At 45.8% G+C, this 16831-nt stretch carries 15 protein-coding genes; 10 read left to right on the plus strand and 5 right to left on the minus strand.

Features of this window, described 5'->3' with window-relative positions; translation table 11 throughout:
• Positions 1-189 precede the first annotated feature (189 nt).
• Positions 190-1128 carry a ribosome biogenesis GTPase YlqF gene (gene ylqF / locus AC5YBX_RS07075; protein ID WP_494519434.1) on the minus strand — a complete coding sequence of 313 codons (939 nt, stop codon included), beginning with the start codon at positions 1126-1128 and terminating at the stop codon, positions 190-192.
• Positions 1129-1233: 105 nt separating this feature from the next.
• Entirely contained in the window at positions 1234-2073 is an 840-nt protein-coding gene (locus tag AC5YBX_RS07080; protein ID WP_494524655.1) for an isopenicillin N synthase family dioxygenase, read from the minus strand.
• Between the two features lie 298 nt (positions 2074-2371).
• Here AC5YBX_RS07080 and AC5YBX_RS07085 point away from each other — a divergent pair, with 298 nt between their 5' ends.
• Positions 2372-3280, plus strand: a complete 909-nt coding sequence (locus AC5YBX_RS07085; RefSeq protein WP_494524656.1) for a bifunctional methionine sulfoxide reductase B/A protein — start codon at positions 2372-2374, stop codon at positions 3278-3280.
• Between the two features lie 137 nt (positions 3281-3417).
• Here AC5YBX_RS07085 and AC5YBX_RS07090 read toward each other — a convergent pair whose 3' ends face one another.
• Positions 3418-4977 (minus strand): SulP family inorganic anion transporter, encoded by a 1560-nt coding sequence (locus AC5YBX_RS07090; protein WP_494519431.1) that lies wholly within the window; start codon positions 4975-4977, stop codon positions 3418-3420.
• Between the two features lie 127 nt (positions 4978-5104).
• The gene (rne, locus tag AC5YBX_RS07095) at positions 5105-8491 is read right to left on the minus strand and encodes a ribonuclease E (protein WP_494524657.1); all 3387 of its coding nucleotides are present in this window, start codon (positions 8489-8491) and stop codon (positions 5105-5107) included.
• Between the two features lie 597 nt (positions 8492-9088).
• On the opposite strand from rne, the gene rluC reads away from it, so the two are divergent.
• Together rluC and AC5YBX_RS07105 are read left to right on the plus strand one after the other, a co-directional pair.
• Positions 9089-10048 carry a 23S rRNA pseudouridine(955/2504/2580) synthase RluC gene (rluC, locus tag AC5YBX_RS07100; RefSeq protein ID WP_110456148.1) on the plus strand — a complete coding sequence of 320 codons (960 nt, stop codon included), beginning with the start codon at positions 9089-9091 and terminating at the stop codon, positions 10046-10048.
• Positions 10045-10701: an HAD-IA family hydrolase gene (locus AC5YBX_RS07105; protein WP_494519429.1), complete on the plus strand. Its 657-nt coding sequence runs from the start codon at positions 10045-10047 to the stop codon at positions 10699-10701. The genes rluC and AC5YBX_RS07105 overlap by 4 nt, the downstream gene beginning before the upstream one ends.
• 192 nt (positions 10702-10893) lie before the next feature.
• On the opposite strand, the gene AC5YBX_RS07110 is transcribed toward AC5YBX_RS07105, so the two are convergent.
• Positions 10894-11502, minus strand: coding sequence for a Maf family protein (locus AC5YBX_RS07110; protein WP_494524658.1), 609 nt, complete (start codon positions 11500-11502; stop codon positions 10894-10896).
• A gap of 325 nt (positions 11503-11827) precedes the next feature.
• On the opposite strand from AC5YBX_RS07110, the gene yceD reads away from it, so the two are divergent.
• The 7 genes from yceD (at position 11828) to acpP (ending at position 16675) form a co-directional block, all read left to right on the plus strand.
• Positions 11828-12352 (plus strand): 23S rRNA accumulation protein YceD, encoded by a 525-nt coding sequence (yceD, locus tag AC5YBX_RS07115; protein ID WP_494524659.1) that lies wholly within the window; start codon positions 11828-11830, stop codon positions 12350-12352.
• Between the two features lie 17 nt (positions 12353-12369).
• Positions 12370-12540: a 50S ribosomal protein L32 gene (gene rpmF, locus AC5YBX_RS07120; RefSeq protein ID WP_020913118.1), complete on the plus strand. Its 171-nt coding sequence runs from the start codon at positions 12370-12372 to the stop codon at positions 12538-12540.
• Positions 12541-12555: 15 nt separating this feature from the next.
• Positions 12556-13584, plus strand: coding sequence for a phosphate acyltransferase PlsX (gene plsX, locus AC5YBX_RS07125; protein WP_494519426.1), 1029 nt, complete (start codon positions 12556-12558; stop codon positions 13582-13584).
• A 9-nt stretch (positions 13585-13593) separates the two neighbouring features.
• On the plus strand, positions 13594-14553 hold the full coding sequence (locus AC5YBX_RS07130) for a beta-ketoacyl-ACP synthase III (RefSeq protein WP_494519425.1): 960 nt from the start codon (positions 13594-13596) through the stop codon (positions 14551-14553).
• A 43-nt stretch (positions 14554-14596) separates the two neighbouring features.
• Positions 14597-15523, plus strand: a complete 927-nt coding sequence (fabD, locus tag AC5YBX_RS07135) for an ACP S-malonyltransferase (protein WP_494524660.1) — start codon at positions 14597-14599, stop codon at positions 15521-15523.
• Between the two features lie 11 nt (positions 15524-15534).
• Entirely contained in the window at positions 15535-16281 is a 747-nt protein-coding gene (gene fabG / locus AC5YBX_RS07140) for a 3-oxoacyl-ACP reductase FabG (protein WP_494524661.1), read from the plus strand.
• 160 nt (positions 16282-16441) lie between these two features.
• On the plus strand, positions 16442-16675 hold the full coding sequence (acpP, locus tag AC5YBX_RS07145) for an acyl carrier protein (RefSeq protein ID WP_011865403.1): 234 nt from the start codon (positions 16442-16444) through the stop codon (positions 16673-16675).
• The last annotated feature ends 156 nt before the right edge of the window (positions 16676-16831 follow it).

Here is a 16831-nt window from a genome sequence, read left to right on the forward strand (position 1 = left end):
AAATAGGCGTTATCGTCATTTGCTAATTAGCAGCATCCCAACACTGTGAACTTATTGAAGTTGATTTGATGGTTATTTATATAAAAGGTGTCGTAAGCTAATAAATATTATTGATGTCAGATAGCTATAATAAAAACTATTTTGATAGACTCAATGCGAGTGTATATGCTCGCATTGAGTCATTAGCGGCTAGCTATGGCGAATACCTGAGCGCTTGAGTCGTTCAGCTTCGAGCTTTTGCTGTTTTAGCGCCTCTTTTTCGGCCAATATGCGCGCGACTTCGGCCTTTTCTGCTTCAGCCATCGCAGGGGTTTCTAGTGATAATTGGCCGATTTTTCCTGAGCGGAATTCATGTAATAACAGTTCAGATGCTTTGTGCAGATCGATACGTCCGCCAGGTCTCAGTGCACCGCGTTTACGACCAATGGCTTCAAGCAGGCCGATATCATCTTTAGGGAGTTCTTTTAATTTATAGCGCTCAGCTATGGCCTCTGGATAAGCCGTTAAAAAATACTCAGCGGCAAACATGGCGACATCTTCATATTCCATTGCCGTATCTTTAATCGCACCGGTGACGGCTAAGCGATAGCTGCTGGCTTCATTGTCCACTTTTGGCCATAAAATACCGGGTGTGTCAGACAGCACAATACCGTTTTTAAGGTTGATGCGTTGTTGTCTTTTAGTCACTGCGGGTTCATTACCGGTTTTAGCTATGACTCTACCAGCCAAAATATTGATAATAGTAGATTTCCCAACGTTAGGAATACCCATGATCATGGTGCGAATATCTTTTTCTGTGGTATCTCGACTGGGTACCAGCTTACGGCACAGATCAGGCACTTTGCGTACTTGTGCAGCTTGTAAGGTGGTGATCGCCATGGCTTTCACCCCTTGTTCTTGCTCGAGGTGGTCAATCCATAATTGTGTGGTAGCAGGATCGGCGAGATCGGATTTATTGAGTAATTTTATGCATGGCTTATCACCGCGCAGTGTTTTTACCATAGGGTTTTCACTACTAAAGGGGATACGGGCATCGAGTACCTCAATCACGAGATCGATTTGAGGCATCACCTCTTCAATCTCTTTACGCGCCTTGTGCATGTGACCGGGATACCACTGAATAGCCATGTTATTACTCTACCTTTAGCTGAAGTTGGCGCGATTTTACCTTGATATGTCGGAAAAATCACAAATAAAAAGCGCCAAATGGCGCTTTTTATTGAGGAGTTCAGGTTAAATGACCCCAAGTTCTCTTAAGCGTTCCATCAAGTAACTCTCTGCAGTATAGCGCTCAGATAGCACCACTTCTGGCTTAGGGTGTAAAAACAGCGGCAGAGAAATACGCGAGCGGGTTTTATCTGTACCTTCAGGATTAACCACTCGGTGAGTGGTCGAGGGGAAGTACCCCCCAGAGGCCTCTTGCAGCATATCACCAATATTGATGATGATGTTACCAAAGTCACTAGGGACATCTAACCATTCACCGGTTTGGGTTTTTACTTGTAAACCAGGTTCACTCGCGGCGGGTAACACAGTCAATAAGTTAATATCTTCATGCGCTGCAGCTCGTATAGCGCCCATCTCTTCATCGCCCGACATTGGCGGATAATGCAAAATGCGCAGCAGTGTTTTATGGCTACCTTCTATCATCTTGGGTAGTGCAATCGAGTAGTTAACTGCGATTTCTGCAGGTGTATGTGCTTCTACCCAACCGAGTAGTTCCGCGGCTAGGCTATTGGCTTGTTGGTAATAGGCGAGAATATTGTCTCTGAGCGAGTCAGGAATGCGCCCCCAAGGATAAACATGGTAATACTCTTTGATGTCTTTAACGCTATGGCCCTTAGCGGTTTCAGAGATGCTGGCAGGGAAGAAGCCGTCATGGGTTTCTGCTTTAAACAGGAAGTCCTGTTTTTCATCGCTGTTAAAGAAGGCTTGCCACTGACTATAGATGGTTTCAACCAGTGTTTTGTCGATAGTGTGGTTGGATAATACGCCAAATCCGGTATCGCGCAGCGATTGGACAAAACGCTCAGCGCTATCGGGTGCTTGATAATCGATTGTTTCTAATTTCATCTTCTGTTTTCTTGTTAGTAAACCCCGGCGAGAGTTTACCGTTGTCGCTGCAGTTGGGCAAATAAGTGTGATAAAAATCACCTTAATATGGTTCTAATTAATGAATCGCCTCATAATGAACTCCACATTTGAGTTGCTCATTAACTTATTATCGACAGTCGGTTCATTGGCAACGGTGTAATATAGGACTGGAACAGTCGGTCTTTGTCTTTAATTTGTTAGGGGTTGCAACTATCATCATCGGTATCTTGGCTGCGCCATTTAGCACTAAAAAAGAATCAATAGAGAGTAGTTATCTATGCGTGAATTAACCGAGTTTGAGCAGTATGTTATTGAAGACAAGGGCACTGAACGCCCTTTTAGTGGTGAATATAATCATCATGATGCCTTAGGCGTTTATCATTGTAAGCGCTGTGATGCGCCTTTATATCGCAGTGAGCATAAATTTAATGCTCATTGTGGCTGGCCAGCGTTTGATGATGAGATCCCTGGTGCAGTTAAACGTATAGCCGATGCCGATGGTCAGCGCACCGAAATTGTGTGTCAGCAGTGTAACGCGCACTTAGGCCATGTGTTTAAAGGCGAATATTTAACAGAGAAAAATACCCGTCATTGTGTTAATTCGGTCTCTATGGTGTTTAAACCGGCAAGCCCAACACCAGTTACTAACAAGCATCAATGGGCTACCTTAGGTGGTGGCTGTTTCTGGTGTTTAGAAGCCATTTTTGCTCAGCTTCACGGGGTGATATCGGTACAATCTGGTTATAGCGGTGGCGATGAAAATAGTGCCAATTATAAACAGGTGTGCAGTGGTACCACTGATCATGCTGAGGTAGTGCATATTGAGTTTGATGCAGAGCAAATTAGCTTTAATGAATTACTCGACATATTTTTTAATAGTCACGATCCCACGACACTAAATCGTCAGGGGAATGATGTTGGGACACAGTATCGTTCGGTCATTTTTGCCCATAATGAAGCACAAATTAATACTGCGTCAGCCATAGTAGCCAAGCTTACTCAAGCCCAGTTATTTGATGCACCGATAGTGACCGAATTAGTGGCGTTTCAACATTTTTACCCGGCTGAAGCTTACCATAAGGATTATTTTGCCAATAATGGTGAGCAACCCTATTGCCAGTTAGTGGTTAAGCCCAAAGTGGATAAGTTTAAGGCGCGCTTTGCCAATAAGGTAAAACAAAGTTAGCCACGAGGAATGGTTTTTAAATACGGATGAGCAACAACCAATAAAAAAGGCGCAGATGCGCCTTTTTTATGTAGATGTCTTAGCTAACACTCAACTAACTTACAGTTCAACACCTTGAGTACCTTGAGCTGGGTACCTTATGAGTCGAGCTTGTCATCGGCAATCTTGTAGTGCGGATCTTCGATAAAGTTAACCTCAACCAGATCGCCTGCTTTATGCAGCAACTGCTTACAATCCTGGCTTAAGTGACGTAAATGCAGTTTTTTACCACTGCTCACGTAACGTTCGGCTAAAGTATCGATCGCACCTAACGCAGAGTGATCGCACACCCGTGAATTTTGGAAATCAACAATAACATCTTGTGGATCAGATTTAGCATCAAACAGTTCTAAGAAGTGAGCTACCGAACCAAAGAATAACGGACCATTGAGTTTGTATACTTTCCAGCCGTTAGCATCTTGGCTCACATCCACGTTGATGTGCTTTGCATGTTCCCAAGCAAATACCAAAGCAGACACAATCACGCCAACAAACACTGCAAATGCAAGATCGGTAAACACAGTGACCACGGTTACTAAGATGATCACGAAAGCATCGTGCTTAGGCACTTTGCGCATCACCTTAAAGCTGGCCCATTCAAAAGTACCTAAAACAACCATAAACATCACACCAACTAGCGCTGCCAGTGGGATCATTTCAATTAAGGATGAGCCAAATAAGATAAAGGCCAAGAGTGCCACAGCAGCCGTGATACCCGAGAGACGTCCGCGCCCGCCAGAGTTGATATTAATCATCGACTGACCAATCATGGCACAACCGCCCATGGCGCCAAAGAAGCCGCTGGTCATATTGCCAATGCCTTGACCAATACACTCTTTGTTGCCTTTGCCTCGTGTGCCCGTCATTTCGTCGATCACGGTTAAGGTTAACAGTGATTCGATTAACCCAACCGCAGCAAGAATAAAGGAGTAGGGCAAAATAATGTATAAGGTTTCTAAGTTAAAGGCCACTTCAGGGATGGCAAATGTCGGCAGTGAACCCGCTATAGTGGCATTGTCATCACCACTCATAGACTTCAAAAAGTCTAATACGTTACGGGTATCAAGATCGAAGTAGACCACCAAGGCCGTCACCGTGAGGATTGCCGCCAGAGAAGAGGGGATGGCATTAGTCAGCTTAGGTAAAAACTGAATAATCACCATGGTCAGCGCCACCAACCCTAACATCAGCATGAGTTGATCTTGCGGTAACCAAGTCAGTACACCATTGGCATCAGGGGCTTTGAATTGGCCAAGCTGTGCTAGGAAAATCACAATCGCAAGGCCGTTGACGAAACCAATCATTACAGGGTAGGGCACGATGCGAATAAACTTACCTAATTTAAGCAGGCCGCAGCTGATCTGGATAAGTCCTGCGAGCACGACGGCTGCAAATAGGTACTGGATACCGTGTTCGGCGACAAGTGCGACCATCACGACGGCCATGGCGCCAGTTGCCCCCGAAATCATTCCTGGGCGACCACCAATCAATGCGGTAACCAGTCCCATGATAAAGGCGGCATAAAGGCCTACCATGGGCTCTACACCTGCAACGAACGCAAATGCGACAGCTTCCGGTACCAAGGCTAACGCAACGGTTAATCCTGAAAGTAAATCAGCTCTATGGCTAGCGGTTTTGTGACGAATAAGATCGAACATTTAGCCTCTATTATTAAATGATAGGTTGAAGGAAATTGCGGCCGGGCATACTAGCAAAATTTTGACCGCAATAAAATAAAAAGCCATGCTGCTCAGCATGGCTTTTTAGTTCGAAAATGGCTACCTCTTAAGGGCGGGCCATATCCGAATTGGCGCTGTTACCACGAGCCGCCGGCTCTGTCGTTGCTTCTTTTGTTGAAGCCTCATATTGACGCCCTGTGGGAATATCAACATTTGGACGAGCCTCTACCGTTGGCTTGGTCATTGTCGAACTGACCATAGTACCAAAACGGCTGGCAGGTTTTGCTGCTGTTTTAGCCTTTGCTACTGGGGCTGCAGGTGCCGAAGTTGGCGGTGTTGCAACTGATACTGCAGAAGCTTCTATCTTCGCTGGCTTGGCCATCGGCGCAGAAACCGATTTAGGTGCTTGCGTCGAATCCGTAGCGGTATCCACATCTGCTGACACTTCAACTTTTGCTACTGGCGTTGTTGTTTCAACAGGTTTAGCGACATCTTCTTGGGCAGCTGCTTGCGCGCTAGCCGCTGGCACAACGTCAACTTTATCTACATCTACTTTAACATTATCAGCAACATTGTCAGCCTTGACACTGTCGGCAGTGGTTTTCGCTGAAGTGCTCGATGCGCTTGATGACGAAGTGACACGGCCTTTAGGTTTAGAGGCTGATTTATCTGCTTTAGCATCAACAGTAGGCTGAGCCTCTTGAGTCTCAGTCTGAACTGAAGCTGATGTGTTAGCTTCTGTTGTCGTGGCTTCAGTTGCTTCAGCATTAACCGTGGCTGTCGCCGGTGCGTCAACAGACGGTGACGCTGCAGTAGTCGCTTGTGGCGCTGCAGGCTTAGTGTTATTTACTTCATAAGTGTTAACAGTTTGAGCCATATCATTATCAAGGATCGGCGCGGTTTCAACATCATTTGGGATGAACGCTGGCTGGCCATTGTCTGAACGGCTTTCTTGGTCGCCATCTTCGTCACGACGACGACGTTGGCCTGCAGCTCTCAGATGACGAGGACTGCGGCGACTGCGACGTTGACCATCACGTGGCTCACGTTTGTTATCGGCGTCGGCGTCATTGTTGTCGGCTGAGTTGTTATCATTATCGCTTTGAGCCTGCTCTTGTTTAGGTTGAGTCTCGTTAGTCGAGTCAACGTTTTGCGCTGGCTTTGATTCAACAACTTTTGCAGGTTCAGCATCAGCCTTTGATTCGACTGGCTTTGCTTCAACAGCACTAGACTCTGAAGAGCTTTCAGCTGTATCGGTCGCTTTATCTTGCTTAGGCTTAGCTTTACGTGGTTGACGCTTTGGACGGACGTTTTGTCCATCTTGTGGCGTTGCTACATCAGCTTGTTTGGTATCAGGCGTAGGCTCAACCTCGACATCTTGAGTTTGTGCTTGCAATGCTAACGCTGCTTCATCAGCTTGTTGCTGTTCGGTCTGAACACGGACTTTACGACGCATGTTACGACGTTGACGACGCTCTCTTGCTGCTTCCTGTTTAGGTTGCTGCTCTTGCTCAGTGCTAACCTCTTCAGCGGCCTTTTGTGGGCTGCGCGTTTTGGTATCGTCACGTTTAACACGCTTATTGTCATTACGCGCTTTAGTTGGGCGAGCATCACTTGCATCGGCCTTAGGCGAACGCGTGCGCTTGTTATCAGTCTCTTTGTTGTCGCTGTCATCACGATTTTTGCGGGTATCATTACGACGTGTGTTACGACGACTATTACCACGGCTTTGCGTATTGCGACGAGGCTGCTCTTTAGTTTCTTGCTCTTCTTTGCTTGGCTCACTGGCACTGAAGAGGTTACTGACTGCGGCAACCAGCTTTGACAATAAACCTGGTTTTTTAACGTCAGCGGCTTTTTGTACAGGTTTCTGTGCCGGCGTTTCTGTTTTTGGCTCTTGCGTAGGCGCAGCGTAGCCTTTTAGTGCTGGCTCTGGTGATGCTGCACGTTCAAGTTTACGTGGCTCGTAAAGCTTAGACTCTTGCTTTTCAAGTAGCTTGTAGCTTGACTCGCTAATTTGGTCATCTTTACGGTGACGCGAAACACGATAATCAGGCGTGGTCATGTTTGGATCTGGGATCACATACACTTCGACGTTGTGACGCTGCTCGGTGATGCGGATCGCCTTGCGTTTTTCATTGAGTAGAAACGCTGCAACATCCACAGGTACTACGGCTTCAATTTGCGAGGTGTTCTCTTTGATAGCCTCTTCTTCCATTAGACGCAAAATAGACAGCGCTAATGATTCGGTACCGCGAATTGTCCCTTGACCATGACAACGTGGGCATAAGTGTGCAGCCGACTCTTCCAGCGATGGACGCAGGCGTTGGCGTGACATTTCCATCAAACCAAAGCGCGAAATACGGCCTAATTGTACGCGGGCTCTGTCGTGGTGAACGGCATCGCGCATTCTGTTTTCAACTTCACGTTGATGTCTGACTGGGGTCATGTCGATGAAATCAATCACCACCAGACCACCTAGGTCGCGCAAACGTAATTGGCGTGCAATTTCGTCGGCGGCTTCAAGGTTGGTGTTCAGTGCTGTCTCTTCGATATCACCGCCTTTAGTGGCACGGGCAGAGTTAATATCGATTGACGTTAATGCTTCGGTCGGGTCAATAACAATTGAACCACCAGATGGCAGACGCACTTCTCGTTGGAAAGCCGATTCAATTTGAGTTTCAATTTGGAAGTGAGTAAACAGCGGCACTTCGGCATCATAGTGCTTAATACGGTCGACAAAGTCTGGGCGAACGAGTGCAACGTGCTGTTTAGCTTGCTCGTAAATGCGCGGATGGTCGATAAGGACTTCGCCCACATCACGGCGTAAGTAATCGCGGATAGCACGCACGATAACGTTACTTTCTTGATGAATAAGGAATGGCGCTGGACGTGTTTTAGCGGCTTCTTCGATAGCGGTCCAGTGATGCTGTAAGACTTTTAAGTCCCACTTTAGTTCAGCGGCATCTTTACCTACACCGGCGGTACGGACAATCAACCCCATGCCTTGTGGCACTTCAAGCTCTGACATCGCCGCTTTGAGTTCGGTACGCTCATCACCTTCGATACGACGAGAAATACCGCCAGCGCGAGGATTGTTTGGCATCAGAACCAAATAAGAGCCAGCCAAGCTGATAAAGGTCGTTAATGCTGCGCCTTTATTACCGCGCTCTTCTTTATCAATTTGAACAATGACTTCTTGACCTTCTTTCACCACTTCTTTGATGTTAGGGCGGCCTTGGAACGAGTAACCGTTAGGGAAATATTCGCGTGCAATTTCTTTCAGCGGTAAGAAGCCATGGCGATCGGCACCATAGTCCACAAACGCAGCTTCTAGAGAGGGTTCTACGCGGGTAATTTTACCCTTGTAAATATTGGCTTTTTTCTGTTCGTGACCAGGGCTTTCGATATCTAGGTCATACAGTTGTTGCCCATCAACGAGGGCAACGCGCAACTCTTCAGATTGAGTCGCATTAATTAACATCCGTTTCATGATGACGTATTTCTTCTTAAAATAGGGTCATCAAACTCGCTAATTTCGATGCATTACGGGCCCAGATTTAATGAGTGAAGCCTCGCGGCTTGGTTCTGGGCTAAGGTGCGCATTGTCTGTAAAACGCAATCACTGCGTGTCGCAACCTATTTATGGCTTATTTTTTAATATTACTAAAAACAAGGAATTCGTTGTAAAACGTCAACCAACCCCATAAATTCTATGTACTTTCCTGTAATGCCAAAATCGATAAGCGTCAGTCTGATGACGAGTTAGAATTAAACTTCGAATTTGGAGCGCTATTTGCTGGAGAAACCTCTTTGAAATGTGGCATAGATACTGGGTTTAGTCGTTCAAACGCGTTTTCTCGGTTTATTTTTGATGCAACGACTTGTAAATCAATGATTTGCTACTCAGTAGTAATGTCTTTTACTCTCCGCTTTTCGCGCATGCTTTCGGGGTGAGGGAACACTTTATTCACCATTTAACCCGATTGGCGTGGCAAATATAGCAACAAACCAGAAATTCAGCAAATGGAAAGGCATAAAAGTTGTTAGTTGTGTACAATAAGCGGCTTGAACGAGAGCAAGGCGTAGCATGAATAATCAACAACCCTTAAATAAAGTCGAATTGGTCACCATAGATGAGGATCATTTAGGCCAGCGAATCGACAACTTTCTTGTGACTAAACTCAAGGGCGTCCCGAAAAGCATGATCTATCGTATCGTGCGTAAAGGTGAAGTGCGGGTGAACAAGAAACGGATTAAACCTGAGTATAAATTACAAGATGGCGACATTGTTCGCATCCCGCCTGTTCGGGTGTCAGCCAGTGACGACAAGCCCGCGCCGAGCGCTAAGTTGACCAAGGTTTCGCAACTTGAAGCGCGCATCGTATTCGAAGATAACTGGCTTATTGTGCTTAATAAGCCTGCTGGCATTGCGGTACATGGGGGGAGTGGCGTTGATTTTGGTGTCATTGAAGCGATGCGCTCACTCAGGCCACAACAAAAATTTCTTGAATTAGTGCATCGATTAGATAAAGACACCTCGGGCGTTTTGCTGATCGCTAAGAAACGCAGTGCGCTTAAGCATCTGCATGACCAATTGCGTTATAAAAAAATGCAGAAAGATTACTATGCACTGGTGCGTGGTGAGTGGCAGAGCCATGATAAAGTTGTAAACGCGCCACTATTAAAACTGACCCTAAAATCGGGTGAGCGAATTGTGCGGGTCAATCAAGAGGGTAAAGCCTCTGAGACGCGCTTTAAAATAAAGCAGCGTTATAAAGGGGCAACGTTAGTTCAGGCAAGTCCTGTTACTGGGCGAACCCACCAAATTCGGGTGCATTGCCAATATGCGGGGCACCCCATTGCGTGTGACGATAAGTACAGTGAGCAGAATTTTGATGATTCAATGCGAGCACTTGGGCTCAACCGTTTGTTCTTACACGCGGCGCAGCTTAAATTTATTCATCCGAGTACGGAAGAGGTTATGCAGGTTAAGGCGCCATTAGATAAGGCGTTAGAACAGCTATTATCGAAATTGGAAAAAGTATGAAACGATACGAATTAGTCATATTCGACTGGGACGGTACGCTAATGGACTCGGTCGGTAAAATTGTGGCATGTATGCAGCAAACGGCAAAAGAGTTGAGCTTATTGGTGCCTACTGAGACGGCGGTGCGCGATATTATCGGTTTGTCGATGGATGAAGCGTTAAATGTATTGCACCCCAGTGCCTGTCATCAGACTCGGCAGAATATGATTAATGTCTATCGTGAACAATATTTGCAGCTTAACCAAACTCCAAGCCCCGTCTTCGATGGGGCGGAGGAGTTGTTGTTATCCTTGAAGGCATCGGGGCATCAATTGGCTGTGGCGACTGGCAAAGCCCGAGCAGGATTGAATAGGGTCTTAAATGAGACTGGATTTGATCAACACTTTGTCGCCAGTCGCTGTGCTGATGAAGCCCACAGTAAACCGCATCCACAAATGTTGCAGCAATTATTACAGCAATTGACGGTGGCACCAGAAAAGGCGGTGATGATTGGTGATTCTATTCATGATCTCAATATGGCCCGAAATGCGGGAATGGATGCCATTGGTGTGAGTTATGGCGCCCATAGTGCAGCGCGATTAAGTGCAGCCTTACCTGTTGCGATTGTCTCATCAACTCCCGACCTATTTGCCGCGATCACCGCTGCGCGGTAGTTAAACTGGTTGCTTTTTCGTAATCGCTAGCGTGTAGACGCTAACGATTACGATGGTTTACTCAAAGCTGGTTTACTCAAATTAGTGTAGCCCAAACAATCACCGCCTCAGCGACATCAAAATAACTTATGCTCTTACTCAATTCGTCTGAGTTGGCTTTGTCTGTTTAACCGTTTGATGGCTGACTTCACCCTAGATAAGCTTAGGATCGGCTTGCGGGGTGAGGATATCGACTCCTTGATTGAGTAACATCTCGGTGAGCGCGATAAGAGGCAGCCCCACTAGGGTATTTGGGTCGCGCCCTTCAAGGCGAGTAAACAGGGCGATACCAAATCCTTCACATTTAAAGCTTCCGGCACAATTTAGTGGCTGTTCTTTGGCTATGTAGTAGCGTATCTGCGTTTCCGTGAGCTCTCTAAAGTGGACAATAAAGGGCTCGCATCTCACCTCAACGCTGTCAGCAACCACATTGTAGAGCGCTATGGCAGTATAAAAGGTAACGCTTTTACCTGAGACGTTCATCAACTGGGTTACTGCGTTTGCTTCGGTTAAGGGTTTTCCCACGATTTGACCATCAACAACGGCTACCTGATCTGATCCAATAATGAGCCCTGACGTTTTTCCGCTAGCCCCGGCTTTTGCCTTGGCCACGGCCAAGCGCGTCACCAAATCGGGTGCTGTTTCATCGATGTTGGGGGTTTCATCTACATCGGGCGCGCAAGTATCAAAAGTAATACATAATTTTTCCAGCAGTGATTTACGGTAGCTAGAGGTCGATGCTAAAACAATGGACGGAGTCATTAATTGGCCTTTATATAAGATATTTCAAGATAAGATAATGGCATACAATCGTACTGACAATGGCTGGCAAGTACGCTAGGCAAAGCCTTATTGTGTCACATTGTGCGACTACCCACTAAAATCTGTCAGTATTCGACTAAAATTAGTGAATGAATGCTTCTATTTTAAGCGCGCGGGGCTTGAGTATCACTGAGCGCTTGGGTAAAATTTTGCCTCCAATAATTTTTGATTTATTCATGAGTTTTTAAGAATAACTATCTTGAATGATGAAGGTAGTGAATTTTCCTTTGACTAAGAGTAATTCAAACTATAATATGCGCGCCTTATGCAAACAGTAAAGATACCGGTTTCAATTGATCCAAACCGCGCAGCGGCAAGCAAGCTTTCCTATGAAGGCATGGTTCCTGGTGTGCAGTTAAAAAGGTTAAATGAATTATGTGCCGGCGACTGTTCCGATGTGGCAGTGTCGCTTGAATGTGGCGTAGATATACAGGGGATAGTCTACCTGAAAGGGAAGGCTGTGACGGAGCTCACTCTGAATTGTCAACGTTGCATGGCACTATTTACCACGGAGGTTACGGTCGACTTTTGTTTTAGCCCTTGCGGGTCTGAGGCAGAAATCGATGAGCTCCCGGATGCGTATGACCCTATTGAGTGCAATGAGATAGGTGAAGTTCGTCTGCATCAATTGATTGAAGATGAATTGATCGTAGCTATGCCTCTGATCCCGATGCATGTTGACGAAAGTTGCAGCCAAGGCGATCAAGATATAGTAGTAGGCGAGATTGAACCCGCTCAACAGGAGCGTCCAAATCCGTTTGCAGTGTTAGAAAAACTGAAGAGCAAGTAATCTAGGAGACAGGTCAAATGGCTGTACAACAGAATAAAAAATCTCGTTCAAAGCGCGGTATGCGCCGTTCACACGATTCATTGAGCACTGCTCAATTGTCAGTGGATGCTACGAGTGGTGAACTACACCGTCGTCACAATGTGACAGCAGACGGTTTCTACCGTGGTCAAAAGGTTATCAACAAGTAATTTGTTGATAATTATATGACTGATCTGACGCTTGCGTTAGATGCGATGGGGGGCGATTTTGGCCCCTGCATCACAGTGCCTGCAACCCTGCAGGCACTTCGCTTATACCCCTTCCTAAATGTCATTATGGTTGGCGATAGATCGCAAATAGAGCCTCTATTACGCCAATGTGAATCGTCACTACTGTCACGAATTGAAATTATTCATACCACTGAAGTGGTAAAAATGTGCGATCGCCCAGTGCATGCTTTGCGTAATTGTAAGCAAAGTTCAATGCGCCTCGCCATTGAATTAGTTCGTGATAACAAGGCACAAGCCTGTATCAGCGCCGGTAATACTGGTGCGTTAATGGCAATCTCTAAAGTATTACTGAAAACCTTACCCGGCATCGACAGGCCCGCTTTAGTCAGTTGTCTGCCTGCAGTCAATCAGAAGCCGGTTTACTTGCTCGACTTAGGGGCAAATGTGTCATGTTGCTCGGAAACCTTATTTCAGTTTGCAGTGATGGGGTCGGTATTGTGTGAAGCGGTCGATAAGACTCCTTCACCTAAAGTGGCTTTGCTCAATGTTGGTATTGAAGAGATAAAAGGCAACGATCAAGTCCAGCAAGCTGGGCAGTTATTGCAGCAGACTCCACAAATTAATTACACCGGCTTTATTGAAGGTGATGATATTTACTTAGGTAATGTGGATGTCATTGTCTGTGATGGGTTTGTCGGTAATATTACGCTTAAAACTTCCGAGGGGATCGCCAGACTTCTCGTACATCAGTTAAAGAAAGGGTTAACTCAAGGCTTTTTTGTACGATTAATGGCAAAGTTAATCGCTCCGCGTATCAATAGTGTTTTAAATCAGATGAACCCCGACCACTATAACGGGGCAAGTCTGATAGGATTGCGCGGAATTGTAGTAAAAAGTCATGGAAGTGCCGATGAATCTGCCTATTTGCAAGCAATTAGTTTGGCAGTAACCGAAGCGCAACGTCGACTCCCCAAGATGATTGAAGAACGTCTTGAGTCGATCCTTTTAGACATAAATAACTGATATCTCCTTATGCATACAAAAATTCTCGGAACTGGTAGTTATTTGCCAGCGCAAGTCCGTAGCAATCACGATCTGGAAAAAATGGTGGAAACCAGTGATCAGTGGATTGTTGAACGTACCGGTATCTCAGAGCGCAGAATAGCGGCCAAAGATGAATCTGTATCGACCATGGGTTATCAAGCCGCAGTTAAAGCGCTTGAAATGGCCGGTATAGCAGCAAGTGAGTTAGACATGATAGTGTGTGGCACCACCAGTGCCAGTAATGCTTTTCCAGCTGCCGCATGTGAGATCCAGGCTTTACTCGGTGTTCACACTATTCCCGCATTTGATGTCGCTGCTGCGTGTTCAGGTTTTGTCTATGCTTTATCGGTTGCAGATCAGTTTGTTAAAACTGGCGCGGCTAAAAAAGTGTTAGTCATAGGTGCCGATGTATTATCACGTCTGTGTCAGCCTGAAGATCGCTCAACGATTATTTTATTTGGTGATGGTGCTGGCGCGGCTGTGGTTGGTTCCTCGGATACACCGGGTATCTTATCGACTCATATCTATGCTGATGGTCGTCAAGGTGATCTGCTTAAGTGTGCATTCCCACCGCGAGCGGGTGAAAGTTCTGAAGCCGTAGGTTACATGACGATGAAAGGCAATGACGTGTTTAAAGTTGCCGTAACGCAATTGTCGCATGTGGTCACAGAAACATTACGTATTAATCAAATTGATAAAGCTGATATCGACTGGTTAGTTCCTCATCAAGCTAATTTCCGCATTATAAAAGCGACCGCTAAAAAACTCGATATGAGTTTAGATAAAGTGGTGTTAACTCTAGCAAAACATGGTAACACTTCAGCGGCTTCCGTACCTATTGCACTGGATGAAGCGGTGCGTGATGGTCGTATTCAACGTGGTCAACTATTGTTATTAGAAGCCTTTGGTGCAGGATTTGCTTGGGGTAGTGCATTAGTTCGTTTTTAGTGTTGTTCCTTATACAATACATTGATTTAGCAAAGGTATAAAAATGGAAAAGATTGCTTATGTGTTTCCAGGGCAAGGTTCTCAGGCCGTAGGAATGCTGGCTGATTTAGCTGCAGAGCATGAGATTATTGGACAAACTTTTAATGAGGCGAGCCAAGTGCTGGGCTATGACCTTTGGCAATTGGTTCAAGATGGCCCTGCCGAAACCCTTAATCAGACCGATAAAACCCAGCCAGCATTGCTAACAGCAAGTGTTGCCATTTGGCGTGCGATAGCATCAACTAATGCACCTAAGCCTGCCATGTTGGCAGGTCACAGCCTAGGTGAATATTCAGCCTTAGTCTGCGCTGGTGTGATGAACTTTACTGACGCGGTAAAACTGGTTGAGCTTCGTGGTCAATTGATGCAACAAGCTGTCCCAGCTGGGACCGGTGCTATGTATGCCATTATCGGCTTAGATAATGACGCTATCCAAACGGCGTGTGATGAAGCTGCTCAAGGCGCCGTCGTTAGCCCAGTTAACTATAATAGTCCTGGTCAAGTGGTTATTGCTGGTGAAAAGGCAGCGGTAGAACGTGCCGCTGCAGCATGTAAAGCCGCAGGTGCTAAAATGGCTGTGGCACTGCCAGTGAGCGTGCCGTCACATTGCGAGTTGATGAAGCCCGCTGCTGACAAGTTAGCCGAAGCCTTAGCGGTTATTGAATTTAATGTACCATCCATTGAGGTTATCAATAATGTCGATGTTGCCGCGCCGCAAGCGGCTGACGCCATCAAAGATGCCTTAGTGCGTCAGCTTTATTGTCCTGTAAGATGGTCTGAAACAGTAGATGCTATGGCTGGCGCTGGTGTAACACAATTAGTGGAAGTCGGCCCTGGTAAAGTATTAACGGGTCTAGCGAAAAGAATTAATCGATCACTGAGTGCTAAAGTGGCTAACGATTCTGCCACCGTTGCTGCACTTAGCGAATAAAGGAGTCATTAATGAGTTTTACTATTGATTTAACTGGCAAGGTTGCTTTAGTTACAGGTGCAAGCCGTGGTATTGGTCGCGCAGTGGCTGAAACATTAGTGCAAGCAGGAGCCACCGTTATTGGTACGGCTACCAGTGACCGCGGCGCAGCAGCTATCCAAGAGTATCTTGGGGACAAGGGGTTTGGATTAGTATTAAATGTGACCGACAGTGATTCTGTGGCCCAATTGTTTACCTCGATCAAAGAAAAAGCTGGCGATGTTGATATTCTTGTTAACAACGCAGGTATCACGCGTGATAATTTGTTAATGCGCATGAAAGAAGATGAGTGGCTCGATATTATCGATACGAATCTAACATCAGTTTATCGCACATCTAAGCAGGTGATGCGTACTATGATGAAAAAGCGTCAGGGGCGTATTATTAACATTGGCTCAGTTGTCGGTACAATGGGCAATGCAGGCCAAACTAACTACTGCGCTGCGAAAGCAGGATTGATCGGATTTACAAAATCTCTGGCCAGAGAGGTTGCATCTCGTCAAATAACAGTGAATGCTATAGCACCTGGATTTATTCAGACTGATATGACAGATGAGCTGACTGAAGAGCAGCAAAAGGGTATCATGTCGCAAGTTCCGATGGAAAGATTAGGTCAACCGCAAGAAATTGCGAATGCTGTACTATTTTTAGCCTCGGATTCAGCTGCTTACATTACAGGGGAAACTCTACATGTGAACGGCGGCATGTACATGGTGTAATCGTCAGTTAAAATAACTGGCTGATTTTAATTGAATTTGGACGTAAATTTGCGTAAGTTTCGTGGTTAGACCACAAAAGTTAAGCTTGCATTGTGTACCAAATTGAATAAACTACTCGCAATCTTACGCAAGTGCGTAATTTGAATAGGAAAGAAAACTAATGAGCAACATCGAAGAACGTGTAAAGAAAATCATTATCGAGCAACTGGGCGTTAAAGAAGAAGACGTTAAACCAGCAGCATCATTCGTTGACGACCTAGGTGCAGATTCTCTGGACACCGTTGAGTTGGTAATGGCTCTAGAAGAAGAGTTTGACACTGAGATCCCTGATGAAGAAGCTGAAAAGATCACTACTGTTCAAGCAGCGATCGATTACGTTTCTAAGAATCAGTAATACTGAATTCTACAAAACAGGCGGCATTTATGCCGCCTGTTTTTGTTTTAGGCTTATGAACATTCTCAGCACCGTTCGTGTGCAGAGGCAACTCTCGCCCCTCAATGTGCTATAACGTTAGTAAGCCCAATCATTTCATTGCCTCTTGGGGCATAT

The sequence above is a fragment of the Shewanella sp. 492 genome, from assembly GCF_059338445.1.